Origin of the sequence: Mycobacteroides salmoniphilum (assembly GCF_004924335.1) — a bacterium.
Lineage (GTDB): Bacteria > Actinomycetota > Actinomycetes > Mycobacteriales > Mycobacteriaceae > Mycobacterium > Mycobacterium salmoniphilum.
Genome location: NZ_CP024633.1, coordinates 950,121 through 963,281, shown reverse-complemented (window position 1 = coordinate 963,281; position 13,161 = coordinate 950,121). Strand labels below are relative to the sequence as shown.

Sequence of the window (13,161 nt, the reverse complement as noted above, 5' to 3'; positions counted from 1 at the left end):
CGCATTGCCTAGTGACGCGGGGACATATGTCGTCCTAGCGTGAAGCATGGCTCGTTCGCCCCTCGATCCCACTGTGCTGCAGCGCATATCGACAGCACTTCGCCCCGATTGGGCACGGACAGCGTTGGCCCGGCGGCTCGCCGCGGCGATCTTGGTGCTGTTCGCGGCGGTCTTGGCATTTCGCCCGGACCCGGCCAGCGATCGCACTGACGTGGTGGTGGCCGTCCATGACCTACTGCCCGGCACGATCCTGACCGGCGACGACGTCCGACTTGAAAAGCGTTCCACGACAATTCTTCCCGAGGGGGCCAGCACCAATACCGGAACCGTCGTGGGAGCGACGCTGGCCGGGCCGGTTCGTCGCGGGGAAATGCTGACCGATTTACGGGTATTGAGCCCGCGATTGGCCGAGTCGGCGGCCGGCGGGGACGCGCGCATCGTCCCGGTACCACTGGACGACGCCGCGACCCTCGACATGATCCGCACCGGAGATATCGTCGACATCCTCACCGTGGCCGACCACGGACCGGGTGCGCCAGACGCCACACCACCCGAGGCCGCCGTGCTGGCTACCGGAGCCGTGGTCGTGTTGGTGTCGCCGAAACCTGCCACCAAAGGCGTTGGGACGCAGCGGGTGGTAATGGTCGCATTGCCGCCACAGCAGGCAAATCGCGTCGCCGCGATCGCGCTAGTGCAGGCGGTAACGCTGACCTTGCGTTAGTGTCAGACCATGCTCAAAGGATTCAGAGATTTCTTGCTGCGCGGCAACGTCATTGACCTCGCGGTCGCTGTGGTCATCGGCGCGGCCTTCACCGCGGTGGTCACCAAGTTCAGCGACGCCATCATTCAGCCGTTGATCAATCGGATTGGCACCGGTCCCGATTCGGATCATCCTGCGCTCAGAGTCAGCATCGGCGGCGGGCAGTATCTGGACTTCAATGTCTTGATCACCGCAACCATCAACTTCATCCTGATCGCGGCGGTTGTCTACTTCGTGGTCGTCCTGCCCTACAACACGCTCAAGAATCGCCTGGCCAAGTCCGGCGAGGACCCCGCGGCGGCAACCGAAGCAGAGCTACTCGTCGAGATTCGCGACCTGCTGGCCGAGCAGAAGAAGGCGTCCTAGCCCTTCTGCCCGGCCCGCCGGGGCGGTTATTTCATGTCCCAGGTTTCGCCGTAGGTGGTGACGCTGTCACCGGCCGAGCTGATCAGTCGTGCGTATGGCCGCAGCAGCACACCACCGGCGGCGCCGGTCACCGTGCCGTGCGCGTTACTGACCGCGACCGCACCCTTGGGGCCCGCGATCGCCACCGAGAACGTCGCGACCTCCTGGATACCGGGGCCGTTGCCCAGGTCAACATTGATGCCAGCAGAGGGCAGCAGGTTGGTGGTCTGCACATACGAGGCTTCCGGGGTGCCACCGAAGGCGTTCGGAATACCGTAAAGAATCGAGGTATTCGGCGTCGTGTAGTTGAAGTTCAGCCCCACGCCCAGCGACCAGGGGTAACCCACCTGATAGCCCAACTCCAGAGTGCCTTCAAACGTGTCAGCCGCCGGACCCGTCACCTCATACGCAGCGCGGCCCGAATGGAACCACTCACGCGTCAGGCGGTTGCGGTCCAGCGGGAACACACCGTTCAAGAAGGTGTCCCACTGCTGAATCCGCAGCGTCCGTCCCTTGCCATCAACCAGGGTCAGCTCATCATCCAAACCCGCCGTCGCGGTACCCGCCCCGATGACCGCCAGGCCAACCACACCGGCGACGACGAGCATCAATCGCATGAGGGTGTTGTGCATGACCTGCCAGATGCCAACTGTTCTCATTTAGTTCCCTCAATTCTCAGGGCGGATGTACGCCGCGGCAAATGCCTACTTCGCCAGGACCACATTGTTGCTCAGGCGGGCCAAACGTAACGGCCAAATCATCTTTCTGAGTTTCCCGAATGTTTCTGGCAGGCTAACTCACAGCAGATACACAGCGCTTTTTGCTGCGCGACGCCATTTACTGTGCATGGCGTCCAATACTGTGCCGTGTGCTACGTCAGCGCACCCATTAAGCAATGGCGACTACCGCATATCCCGGGTCTCGCCATACGTGGTGACGCTGTCTCCGGCACCGCTTAGCAAGCATGCACAAGGACCTCACGGCGCCCGCAGGCCGCCCCGGATACCGTCCCGTGTGCATGGGGCACCGCGACCGCACCCTTGGCGCCGGCCACCGCAACCGAACACGTCGCCACCTCGTGGATACCGGGGCCATTACCCAGGTCAACGTTGATACCAGGCGACGCCAGCAGGTTGATGGTTTGCACACATACGAGGCCTCGGGATTTCCCCCGAAGGCGTTGGGTATGCCGTGCAGCACCGAGACATTCGGCGACGTGTCGTTGACGTTCAGCCCCACACCCAGCGACCACGGATAGCCCACCTGGTAACCCAATTCCAGGGTGCCCTCAATTGTGCCTGCCCCCGAACCTGTCACCTCGTAAACCGCACGGCCCGAATGGAACCACTCACGCGTCAGGCGGTTGCGGTCGAGCGGAAACACCCATTCATAAGGTGTCCCACTGCTGAATCCGCAGCGTCCACCCCTTTGCCTTCAACCAGGGTCAGCTCATCGTCCAAACCCGCATGCGCAGTCCCCATGATGGTGAATACCATCGCACAAAGAATAAACACCGTAGCTACACATTCGAGCGACCGGCGCACATCACGTCGCACAAGAGATCCCCTTGATCGCGAGATGACGCCCCGCCCTAGGTGAGGCCGTCAATCCCGCAGAAGAAAGCCTTAGGTGGAAACGCTTGTTGTCCAGACGTCAGCGAAGATTCGCTACTTCATGTCCCAGGTTTCGCCGTAGGTGGTGACGCTGTCACCGGCCGAGCTGATCAGTCGTGCGTATGGCCGCAGCAGCACACCACCGGCGGCGTCGGTCACCGTGCCGTGCGCGTTACTGACCGCGACCGCACCCTTGGGGCCCGCGATCGCCACCGAGAACGTCGCGACCTCCTGGATACCGGGGCCGTTGCCCAGGTCAACATTGATGCCAGCAGAGGGCAGCAGGTTGGTGGTCTGCACATACGAGGCTTCCGGGGTGCCACCGAAGGCGTTCGGAATACCGTAAAGAATCGAGGTATTCGGCGTCGTGTAGTTGAAGTTCAGCCCCACGCCCAGCGACCAGGGGTAACCCACCTGATAGCCCAACTCCAGAGTGCCCTCGAACGCATCGGCACCCGGACCGGTCACCTCGTAGACCGCGCGGCCCGAATGGAACCACTCACGCGTCAGGCGGTTGCGGTCCAGCGGGAACACACCGTTCAAGAAGGTGTCCCACTGCTGAATCCGCAGCGTCCGTCCCTTGCCATCAACCAGGGTCAGCTCATCATCCAAACCCGCATGAGCCGTCGCCGCCGTCGCAAAGAGAGCAACCAGAGTCATGACTAGGGCGCCAACCGCCAACAGACCGTGGCGAGCCCAGCCCGATACCTTGCTCAACAGCTTCATTCTGTTCCTAACAGTCCCCTCATGGCGAACATGAGAATTTCCTAAGCGACGGACAGAAGGACGATATCAGCACGGTGACGGCGCGGCAATCTGAACACTCGTTCTGGTCGAAGTCGACTCACCCGACCTCGGGCACGCCTGTGAACCGGAAGTTAGCCAAACCCAAGACATCACCGGGTTAACAATTGGGTGAACGAGCGATTTGCTGGGAAACATTCGCGCACCGCGAGGGAACCGACACCCCGAACGGGTATCCACGCTTGGCGACCTGCCGGATTTACGCGTTCGATATGCGGGAATTCCTTAGCCGTGATGGGGCGGAACGTTATCGCGCAACCACTGATCACTTTCGTGCACGCCGCGCGAATCGTTCACATCGCGTTCATCTGGACCCAGCGACGGCTCGGCTTGACCGAAGATCCGGTCGATATCCGCATTGCTGGCGCTTGTTCCCTCCTCGCCACTTTTGTGGCGAAGGTCACAACCGCGGCCCTCGGGAGCCTGCACCCGCTCAGATCTCCAGGCTGGATAGCTGCTCGATGATCTGAATCGCCATCGGTGTCACCGTGGCCATCCCATCGCGCACCGCGGCGCGTGTGCCCGCGATGTTGACCACCAGGGTGCTGCCCGAAATACCCGCCACTCCGCGTGACAGACCCGCCTCGGTGACTCCCGCGGCCAGCCCCGACGACCGGATGGCCTCGGCGATGCCGAGCAGCTCACGGTCGAGAAGCGGCGCAGTGGCCTCGGGAGTCACATCGCGTGGGGTGACACCGGTGCCACCCACGGTCACCACCAGGTCCACACCGCCGATGACCGCCATATTGACGGCGTTCTGAATCTCGGCCAGGTCCCCCTCGACTGCCACCACACCGTCGACGACGATTCCCGCCTCCGAGAGCAGCTCGGTGACCAGCGGACCACTGGTGTCCTGGTCGCCGTGGGCTGTCCTGTCGTTGACTATGACGACCAGAGATCGCCCCACCGGTCCCACCTCAAGCTCAGTCATGGAAGCAACCGTAACGGCTCGCACGGACATCTGGGTCATCGGGCGACCTCCCCCAGTATCACGTCGGCGGTCTTCTCCGGCCCACCGTTGCCATCGGTAAACGTCAGCGTCACCTTGTCTCCCGGCGCCTTGGAGCGCACCGCCGCCACAAGACCGTCGGCGCTGTTCACCGGGCGGTTGTCTACCTTTGTGACGACCGCACCGTTGGGTATCCCGGCCTTCTCGGCAGCTCCCCCGGCAACCACCTCGACGATCCTGGCTCCCTGGATCTCTTTATCGTTGCCAACCCGCACCCCCAGGGAGGCGTGGGTGGCGTGGCCGCTGGCGACCAGCTGATCGGCGATCCGCTTGGCCTGATCGACCGGAATCGCAAAGCCCAGGCCGATCGATCCGCCCTGCGTCTCGCCACTGGAATCGCCACCCATGGTCGCGATGGCGGAGTTGATTCCCACCAGCTCGCCGTTCAAGTTGACCAGCGCGCCACCGGAGTTACCCGGGTTAATGGCGGCATCGGTCTGGATCGCGTCCAGCACGGTGTCCTGATTGCCTGCCTGTCCCGCCGTGAACACCGGGCGATTCAGCGAGCTGACGATGCCAGTGGTCACCGTGCCGTCCAGGCCCAGCGGCGAACCGATCGCGACAACCGACTGGCCCACAACCAGATTCGCCGACGACCCCAGTGCGACGGGTGTCAGGCCCGAGGCGCCGGTGATCCGGATCACGGCGATGTCGGTGGCGGGATCGATGCCAACCACGGTGAAAGGCGAGTTCTTGCCGCCCGCGATGGTGGCGGTGGTCTTGGCGCCGGGCTCCCCCGCCGCCTGGACGACGTGCGCGTTGGTGAGCACCAGACCATCGGCAGAGAGGATTACCCCAGATCCCTCTTCGCTCGAACGACCCATGATCGTTTCCAGCTTCACGACGCTCGGAAGTACCTTGGCCGCAACCTGTTCTACGGATCCCGCGGGCAACGAGGCGACCGGCTGGGCGGCAGACGAACGCCCCGGCGAGATGGGGGTCAGGCCGGTGCTGCCACCGGTGACGACGGGTGCCCGGTGCTGGCGGTCGGCAACGACCGCGCCCACCGTCCCGCCCAGACCACCGGAGACCAGAGCCAGAACGACAGCACCCACCACGAGCCCGCCGCTGCGCCTGCCCCGCGGCGCTGGAGACTGCTGCGGAGCGGGGCGCTGCGGGCTCGGCGGCGCAGACGGGTAGCCGTACGCCTGCCCCTGATACTGGTGACCCGCCTGGGCATGGTGTGTCGGAGCTTGATGCCCGTGTTGTCCGGAGTAAGGGCCGGACGGCCGGTAGGACCAGCTGCCGTGGGGGTCGTTAGTCATAGGAACTTCCTCACACGTCCTTCATAGGCGTTCACGATCGACTAGCTCGGGTGCCACGCTGCCGGAGGGGACTGAGAATCCACTGAGATCTCCCTCTCGTTTGGCACAGAGTTCCGGCGGCCAGTCGTGTCCCCCATACTTGGCGACCTGACCGGTCCCGGCCTGCCCGGAAGCAGTACGTGCATGGACGTACCCGGGGCCGGGTTACCGTCGACCACCGCACCGGACTCCGTCTCCTCGACCTTGATGGCGCCACCATGTTTCAGGACAACCTGTTTCACGATGGCCAACCCCAAACCGGAGCCCGGCATTCCCCGGGCCGGGGTGGCGCGATAGAACCGCTCGAAGACCAGATCTCGTTCGGCGGGCGGGATCCCGGGACCGCGATCGGAGATCACCAGCTCGGCGTGCGCAGCGTCAACCTGGGCCAGCCGCACGGACACCGTGGTGCCCGATGGGCTCCACTTCGCGGCGTTGTCGAGCAGATTGAGAACCGCTCGTGACAGTCCCGCCGCGTCTCCGTAGACCTGCCACGGCTGCATGACGACGTCAAATTCGATGTCGTTGCGGCGGCGTCGAACTCGTTCCAGCGCACCCTCCACCACCTCGACCATGTCGACCGGCTCGTGCACGATGTCGGCACCGTCGCCTCGCGCGAGATCAACCAAATCGCCCACCAGTGTGGACAATTCTTCGATTTGGGCGATCACATCGAGTTGCAGCGCCTCCATCTCCTCGTCGGGCAGACGCGGGGCACCCGGTTGCATGGCGGCCATCAATAGCTCGGTATTGGTGCGCAGCGAGGTCAGCGGTGTACGCAGCTCATGGCCCGCATCCGTCACCAACCGCGCCTGGCGGTCTCGCGACTCTGCCAGGGCACGCAGCATCGTGTTGAAACTGATGGTGAGTCGCGCCAATTCGTCACTGCCCGTGACGGCAATGGGTCGCAGGTCGTCGGTTCGGGCCACTCGTTCAGCGGCGTCGGTCAGCCTGGCCACCGGCCGCAACCCGGTACCGGCGACCACTGCGCCGGCCGCGGCCGCCACCGCGACACCCACTCCGCCGACGATCAGCAACACCCAGCCCAGTCGCCGCAGCACCGTATCGGTGGGGTCGAGCGATTTCGCCATGATCAGCGTGCTGCCGTTGTCGAGCCGAAGAGCAAGCACGCGTTGGTGATTGACGGTGCGCAGCGACTGCTCCAGCTCGCCGCGGGTTACCGCCTGCTCGGGTGCGCCGTAGGGAATGGTCTGTCCCTGCTGGGTCGCCGAGAAGGTGATCAGCCCCGGGAAGATCAACTTGGCGTTGACATCGGCCGAGTACGCGGTGCCCTCGATGGCCCGACGCGGATCCACCGACAGCAGCCCGCTGCCGATGAGCAAGTTGGCGCGATCATTGAGCTGCTTGTCGACGTCGCGATACAACGCAGTGGATACCAACAGGTATGACGCGACGGCCATCAGCACCACGACCATCGCCACCATCGACATCGCGAGCAGCATCACCCGCCAACGCAGCGATACCGATGAGCTGGTTGCCCGCAGCGGAGAGAACAGTGCAGAGCTAGGTCTGCGCATTCGTAATGTCGCCATGGGGATTACGGAGGGGTCTCCCGCAGCACATAGCCGACACCGCGGACGGTGTGGATGAGTCTGAGCTCTCCCTCGGCTTCCGTCTTGCGCCGCAGATAGCCGACGTACACCTCAAGTGCATTGCCGGACGTCGGGAAGTCGAACCCCCACACCTCTTCGAGGATGCGACTGCGCGTCAGCACCCGACGGGGGTTGGCCATGAGCATTTCCAGCAGCGCGAACTCGGTGCGAGTCAGGCTGATCGACCGAGTGCCGCGGTACACCTCGCGGGTGATGGGGTCGAGCGTGAGGTCGCCGAAGCTCAACGTGGCAGCGTCGGCCGATTCGTCGATGGTGGTCCGACGCAGCAGAGCTCGCATCCGGGCCAGGAGTTCCTCAAGCGCGAAGGGCTTGGGGAGGTAATCGTCTGCACCCGCGTCGAGGCCGGCCACTCGCTCCGAGACCGAGTCCCGCGCAGTGAGCACCAGGATCGGCAGATCGTCTCCCGTGCTGCGCAAGCGACGGCACACCTCGAGGCCGTCGAGCTTGGGCATCATCACGTCGAGCACCAACGCATCTGGCCGGTCGTTGGCGATGACGTTCAGCGCATCGACGCCATCCTCGGCGAGATCCACCGAATACCCATTGAAGGACAGGGACCGCCGCAACGACTCGCGCACGGCACGGTCGTCATCGACTACAAGAATTCGCACAGGGACCAGTGTTAACCGTGCGGCTGAGATATTACTGAGGAAGCCTGAGAATCAGGCCTCGCAGCGTTCAGCGACGGTCGAAATCGATGAGCCCGAGGCGGGCAGCCTTGAGCAGGCGACGGGGAACCTTGTGGTTCTGTCCGCCGACAGTGACATTGACCAGCTCAGTGGCGGTCGCCTTCCACTGCGCGCGCCGGCTACGGGTATTCGAGCGGGACATTCTCCGCTTGGGGACGGCCATGGTCGCGCCCTCTCCTTATTTCTCAGGTTTCTGTGTCATTCGCCCGCGCCGCGCCAGCATGTTGGGCGCAGCGAGCGACAATCAACACACGATAGCCGGTGGCTCACATGAGCTGCAAATTTGCCCTGATTGATCCAGGCCGACATGCCGCGTAGTGGCGGTTTCGTATCGCATCGCGCCACCAGAACCGTCGTGTCTGTGCGGGGAATCCTGCTCGGCCAACCACTTGGTTGGCCCCACAGATTGACGTTTGGGCGGGTGGGGTAATTTAGCAGCGCACGAGCAGTCGACGCCGACCTCGAGAGGACCACTGTGACCACCGCGCCGGTAAGAATTGGGAACTGTTCAGGCTTCTACGGTGACCGAATATCGGCCATGCACGAGATGCTCACCGGCGGTGAACTCGACTATCTGACCGGCGACTATCTGGCCGAACTGACGATGCTCATCCTCGGTCGAGATCGCGCCAAGGCCCCCGAACGCGGCTACGCCAAGACCTTTCTGCGTCAGCTCGAGCAGTGCCTTGGGCTGGCTCAGGACAAGGGTGTCACGATCGTCGCCAACGCCGGCGGCCTCAACCCCGCGGGTCTAGCGGACGCCATCCGCACACTCGCGGAAAAACTGGGTGTCCCGGCCAAGGTCGCTCATGTCGAAGGTGACGATCTGCTGCCCCGCGCCGCAGAGCTCGGACTGGGATCTCCACTCACCGCCAATGCCTATCTCGGCGCCTGGGGCATCGTGGAATGCCTCAACTCCGGCGCCAACATCGTGGTCACCGGTCGCGTCACCGATGCCTCCGTGATCGTCGGCCCCGCCGCCGCACACTTCGGCTGGCGCCGCGACGACTACGACAAGCTCGCCGGCGCTGTCGCGGCCGGGCACATCATCGAGTGTGGCACCCAGGCCACCGGAGGCAACTACGCCTTCTTCACCGAGATCCCCGACCTCTCGCGTGCCGGGTTCCCGCTGGCCGAGGTATATGAGGACGGATCGTCGGTCATCACCAAGCACGCAGGTACCAGCGGTGCGGTCAGCGTGGGCACCGTGACCGCGCAGCTGCTCTACGAGATCACCGGGGCCCGGTACGCCAACCCGGATGTGACTACCCGCATCGACAGCATCGAGCTGGCCCGGGAAGGTCCGGACCGGGTGCGCGTCTCGGGCGTGACGGGCGAGGCACCCCCACCGGACCTCAAGGTGTCGCTGAACGCATTGGGCGGCTTCCGTAATCAGATGACCTTCGTACTGACCGGGCTGGACATCGACGCCAAGGCCGACCTGACCCGCAAGCAGCTTGAGTCTGCCCTGTCTTCCCCCTCGGGCGCTCCGCAGGACATCCAGTGGACCCTGGGGCGTACCGACCACCCGAACGCCGACACCGAGCAGGCGGCCAGCGCCCTGCTCCATGTGATGGTGCGTGATTCCGACCCGAATAAGGTTGGCCGTCAGTTCTCCAACGCCGCGGTGGAGCTCGCTCTGGCGAGCTACCCGGGCTTCCACGTCACCACACCCCCCAAGGATGGCGAGCCGTACGGCGTGTTCACTCCGGGATACGTTCCTGCGGAAAAGGTTCCGCATGTCGCGGTCCTCGCCGACGGTTCCCGGATCGATATCGCACAGGCGGCGCAGACACTGCCGCTCGCCGATGCCCCAGCGGCAGCACTGCCCGAGCCGCTCCCGCCCGGGCCGGTACGCCGCGCCCCCTTGGGCATCCTTGCGGGTGCCCGTAGCGGCGACAAGGGCGGCAGTGCGAACGTGGGCGTCTGGGTACGCACGGATGAGGAATACCGTTGGCTTGCGCATGCTTTGACTATCGACGCGCTGCGGGAGCTGCTGCCGGAGACCGAGCAGTTGGAGGTGGCGCGCTACCTGCTGCCCAAGCTGCGGGCCGTGAACTTCGTCATCCAGGGCATCCTCGGCAAGGGAGTGGCTTATCAGGCCCGCTTTGACCCGCAGGCCAAAGGTATTGGCGAATGGCTGCGTTCGCGTGAGATCGACATCCCCGAAACCCTGCTGGAAGGCACCAAATGAGTCAGTGGAACAGCCCGGAACGCAAGGCGCTCCGGGAGACGGTGCGTGATTTCGCCGAGCGCGAGATTCTGCCGCATGCCAACGAGTGGGAGCGCGAGGGACTAATTCCTCGTGAATTGCACCGCAAGGCGGGCGATCTGGGCCTGCTGGGTCCCGGTGCACCCGAGGAAGTCGGCGGCGGCGGCGGTGATGCCATCGACCCGGTGATCGTGTGCGAAGAGCTGCATTACGCCGGTGTGCCCGGCGGCGTGTTCGCCTCCCTGTTCACCTGCGGCATCTCCACGCCGCACATCATCGCCTCGGGTGATCAGCGGCTCATCGAAAGCTACGTAAAGCCCACCCTGGCGGGCGATCTCATTGGCTCACTGGCCATCACCGAACCCGGCGGCGGATCCGACGTCGGGCATCTGACCACCTCGGCCAAGCGGGACGGCGATCACTACATCGTCAACGGCGCCAAGACCTTCATCACCTCCGGCGTGCGCGCCGACTATGTGGTGACCGCGGTGCGTACCGGTGGACCGGGCGCGGCAGGGGTCTCGCTGCTGTTGATCGACAAGGACACCCCCGGATTTGACGTCACACGCAAGCTCGACAAGATGGGATGGCGCTCCTCGGATACCGCCGAGCTGTCCTTCACCGATGCACGAGTGCCCGCCGAGAACCTGGTGGGTGGCGAGAACACCGGCTTCGCGCAGATCGCCGGTGCCTTCGTGTCAGAGCGGATCGGCCTTGCTGCCCAGGCATATTCGAGTGCTCAGCGCTGCCTTGACCTGACAGTGGAATGGTGCAGGAATCGGGAGACCTTCGGGCGTCCACTCATCTCCCGCCAGTCCGTACAAAACACTCTGACGGAGATGGCACGCAGGGTCGATGTCGCACGGGTCTACACGCATGTCCTGGTGGACCGCGCGATCGCGGGCGAGACCAATCTCATCGCCGAGGTCTGCTTCGCCAAGAACACCGCCGTCGAGGCCGGCGAGTGGGTGGCCAATCAGGGAGTCCAGCTGTTCGGCGGCATGGGCTACATGACCGAGAGCGAAATCGAACGGCAGTACCGCGATATGCGCATCATCGGGATCGGTGGCGGCACCACCGAGATCCTCACCTCGCTGGCAGCCAAGCTCCTGGGGTACCAGTCGTGACGATCCTGCGTACCACCGTCAACACCAACTCTCCCGAGTACCTCGCCGCCGCCGAGGCGATGGCGACCAAACTGGCCGAGGTCAACGCCGAAACCGCGAAGGCACTCGCCGGTGGAGGCGATAAATACGTTGCCCGCCACCATGAACGCGGCAAGCTGCTGGCACGTGAGCGCATCGAGCTCTTGATCGACCCCGACTCCCCGTTCCTGGAGCTGTGCCCGCTGGCGGCATGGGGCAGCGATTTCACCGTCGGCGCCTCGCTGGTCACCGGCATCGGCGTGGTCGAGGGCGTCGAGTGCATGATCGTGGCCAACGACCCCACCGTTAAGGGCGGCACCAGCAACCCCTGGACACTCCGTAAGGTGCTGCGGGCCAACGATATTGCCTTCAAGAACCGCCTACCCGTGATCTCGCTGGTGGAGTCTGGGGGCGCGGACCTACCCACTCAGAAGGAAGTGTTCGTTCCCGGCGGGCAGATGTTCCGCGATCTCACGCGGCTTTCAGCGGCCGGCATACCGACGATCGCCCTGGTGTTCGGGAACTCGACCGCCGGCGGCGCCTACATCCCCGGAATGTCCGATCACGTCGTGATGATCAAGGAACGCTCGAAGGTATTTCTGGCCGGTCCCCCCCTCGTCAAGATGGCGACGGGTGAGGAGTCCGATGACGAATCCCTCGGTGGCGCGGAAATGCACTCCCGCGTCTCCGGTTTGGGCGATTACCTGGCAGTGGACGAGCAGGACGCCGTACGACTCGGGCGACAGATCGTCTCGCGCCTGAACTGGGTCAAGAAGGGCCCCAAGCCCGCCGCAGTGGTCGAACCGATCGCCGATCAGGAAGAGCTCATCGGCATCGTCCCGGGAGATCTGCGCATCCCGTTCGATCCGCGTGAGGTCATCGCGCGGATCGTCGATGGTTCGGAATTCGACGAGTTCAAAGAGCAGTACGGGTCGTCATTGGTGACCGGATGGGCACGTCTACACGGATACCCGATCGGCGTCCTCGCCAACGCGCGCGGCGTGCTGTTCAGCGAGGAAGCACAGAAGGCCACCCAGTTCATTCAGCTGGCCAACCAGACCAACACGCCACTTCTGTTCGTGCACAACACCACCGGGTACATGGTGGGCAAGGAGTACGAAGAGGGCGGCATGATCAAGCACGGGTCGATGATGATCAACGCCGTGTCCAACTCCACCGTGCCGCATCTGTCGCTGATTGTCGGCGCCTCATACGGAGCCGGCCATTACGGCATGTGCGGACGCGCTTACGACCCCCGGTTCCTGTTCGCGTGGCCCAGCGCCAAGTCGGCGGTCATGGGCGGTACCCAACTGGCGGGCGTCATCTCCATCGTGAGCCGTGCCGCCGCGGTGGCACGGGGCCAGGCCGTCAACGAGGACGCGGACGCCGCGATGAAGGCAGCCATCGAGGCCCAGATCGAAGCCGAGTCGCTGCCCATGTTCATGTCCGGCCGCCTGTATGACGACGGGGTCATCGACCCCCGCGATACCCGGGCCGTGCTCGGTATGTGCCTGTCCGCCATCGCCAATGGACCAATCGAGGGGACGTCGAACTTCGGCGTCTTCCGGATGTGAGGTAAGAGTTAA

General features: G+C 64.2%; 13 protein-coding genes and 1 pseudogene. 5 read left to right on the top strand and 9 right to left on the bottom strand.

Annotated elements, in window-relative coordinates; translation table 11 throughout:
- The first annotated feature begins 46 nt into the window (after positions 1 to 46).
- Positions 47 to 721: an SAF domain-containing protein gene (locus tag DSM43276_RS04775; RefSeq protein WP_078329331.1), complete on the top strand. Its 675-nt coding sequence runs from the start codon at positions 47 to 49 to the stop codon at positions 719 to 721.
- 9 nt (positions 722 to 730) lie between these two features.
- Positions 731 to 1,126, top strand: a complete 396-nt coding sequence (gene mscL / locus DSM43276_RS04770; protein ID WP_078329330.1) for a large-conductance mechanosensitive channel protein MscL — start codon at positions 731 to 733, stop codon at positions 1,124 to 1,126.
- A 26-nt stretch (positions 1,127 to 1,152) separates the two neighbouring features.
- On the opposite strand, the gene DSM43276_RS04765 is transcribed toward mscL, so the two are convergent.
- The 9 genes and pseudogenes from DSM43276_RS04765 to rpmF form a co-directional block, all read right to left on the bottom strand.
- Positions 1,153 to 1,782 carry a porin MspA gene (locus DSM43276_RS04765; RefSeq protein WP_234879381.1) on the bottom strand — a complete coding sequence of 210 codons (630 nt, stop codon included), beginning with the start codon at positions 1,780 to 1,782 and terminating at the stop codon, positions 1,153 to 1,155.
- A gap of 285 nt (positions 1,783 to 2,067) precedes the next feature.
- A pseudogene (locus tag DSM43276_RS04760) lies at positions 2,068 to 2,661 on the bottom strand (MspA family porin).
- Positions 2,662 to 2,832: 171 nt separating this feature from the next.
- On the bottom strand, positions 2,833 to 3,504 hold the full coding sequence (locus DSM43276_RS04755) for a porin MspA (protein ID WP_136628993.1): 672 nt from the start codon (positions 3,502 to 3,504) through the stop codon (positions 2,833 to 2,835).
- Between the two features lie 303 nt (positions 3,505 to 3,807).
- A complete protein-coding gene (locus tag DSM43276_RS23975; RefSeq protein ID WP_078331486.1) occupies positions 3,808 to 4,011 on the bottom strand; it encodes a hypothetical protein in 204 nt (67 codons plus the stop codon).
- Between the two features lie 4 nt (positions 4,012 to 4,015).
- Entirely contained in the window at positions 4,016 to 4,513 is a 498-nt protein-coding gene (locus DSM43276_RS04745) for a MogA/MoaB family molybdenum cofactor biosynthesis protein (protein WP_078297529.1), read from the bottom strand.
- Positions 4,514 to 4,548: 35 nt separating this feature from the next.
- A complete protein-coding gene (locus tag DSM43276_RS04740) occupies positions 4,549 to 5,856 on the bottom strand; it encodes a S1C family serine protease (protein WP_078331485.1) in 1,308 nt (435 codons plus the stop codon).
- 41 nt (positions 5,857 to 5,897) lie between these two features.
- On the bottom strand, positions 5,898 to 7,433 hold the full coding sequence (locus tag DSM43276_RS04735; protein ID WP_078331484.1) for a HAMP domain-containing sensor histidine kinase: 1,536 nt from the start codon (positions 7,431 to 7,433) through the stop codon (positions 5,898 to 5,900).
- A 20-nt stretch (positions 7,434 to 7,453) separates the two neighbouring features.
- The gene (locus DSM43276_RS04730; protein WP_078327449.1) at positions 7,454 to 8,140 is read right to left on the bottom strand and encodes a response regulator transcription factor; all 687 of its coding nucleotides are present in this window, start codon (positions 8,138 to 8,140) and stop codon (positions 7,454 to 7,456) included.
- Positions 8,141 to 8,207: 67 nt separating this feature from the next.
- Positions 8,208 to 8,381: a 50S ribosomal protein L32 gene (gene rpmF / locus DSM43276_RS04725; RefSeq protein ID WP_078297068.1), complete on the bottom strand. Its 174-nt coding sequence runs from the start codon at positions 8,379 to 8,381 to the stop codon at positions 8,208 to 8,210.
- Positions 8,382 to 8,693: 312 nt separating this feature from the next.
- Between rpmF and DSM43276_RS04720 the strand changes: the two genes are divergently transcribed.
- The 3 genes from DSM43276_RS04720 to DSM43276_RS04710 are packed head-to-tail and all read left to right on the top strand — an operon-like array spanning position 8,694 to position 13,149.
- Complete coding sequence (locus DSM43276_RS04720; RefSeq protein ID WP_078331483.1) at positions 8,694 to 10,412, top strand: acyclic terpene utilization AtuA family protein; 1,719 nt, start codon at positions 8,694 to 8,696, stop codon at positions 10,410 to 10,412.
- Positions 10,409 to 11,557, top strand: a complete 1,149-nt coding sequence (locus tag DSM43276_RS04715; protein WP_078331482.1) for an acyl-CoA dehydrogenase family protein — start codon at positions 10,409 to 10,411, stop codon at positions 11,555 to 11,557. The genes DSM43276_RS04720 and DSM43276_RS04715 overlap by 4 nt, the downstream gene beginning before the upstream one ends.
- Entirely contained in the window at positions 11,554 to 13,149 is a 1,596-nt protein-coding gene (locus DSM43276_RS04710; protein ID WP_078331481.1) for an acyl-CoA carboxylase subunit beta, read from the top strand. The genes DSM43276_RS04715 and DSM43276_RS04710 overlap by 4 nt, the downstream gene beginning before the upstream one ends.
- The last annotated feature ends 12 nt before the right edge of the window (positions 13,150 to 13,161 follow it).

Bases quoted from the DNA above. Each gene is read 5' to 3' on its own strand.
- DSM43276_RS04775 (WP_078329331.1), top strand. From the start codon at position 47: ATGGCTCGTTCGCCCCTCGATCCCACTGTGCTGCAGCGCATATCGACA.
- mscL (WP_078329330.1), top strand. From the start codon at position 731: ATGCTCAAAGGATTCAGAGATTTCTTGCTGCGCGGCAACGTCATTGAC.
- DSM43276_RS04765 (WP_234879381.1), bottom strand. From the start codon at position 1,782: ATGCGATTGATGCTCGTCGTCGCCGGTGTGGTTGGCCTGGCGGTCATC.
- DSM43276_RS04755 (WP_136628993.1), bottom strand. From the start codon at position 3,504: ATGAAGCTGTTGAGCAAGGTATCGGGCTGGGCTCGCCACGGTCTGTTG.
- DSM43276_RS04745 (WP_078297529.1), bottom strand. From the start codon at position 4,513: ATGACTGAGCTTGAGGTGGGACCGGTGGGGCGATCTCTGGTCGTCATA.
- DSM43276_RS04740 (WP_078331485.1), bottom strand. From the start codon at position 5,856: ATGACTAACGACCCCCACGGCAGCTGGTCCTACCGGCCGTCCGGCCCT.
- DSM43276_RS04735 (WP_078331484.1), bottom strand. From the start codon at position 7,433: ATGCGCAGACCTAGCTCTGCACTGTTCTCTCCGCTGCGGGCAACCAGC.
- rpmF (WP_078297068.1), bottom strand. From the start codon at position 8,381: ATGGCCGTCCCCAAGCGGAGAATGTCCCGCTCGAATACCCGTAGCCGG.
- DSM43276_RS04715 (WP_078331482.1), top strand. From the start codon at position 10,409: ATGAGTCAGTGGAACAGCCCGGAACGCAAGGCGCTCCGGGAGACGGTG.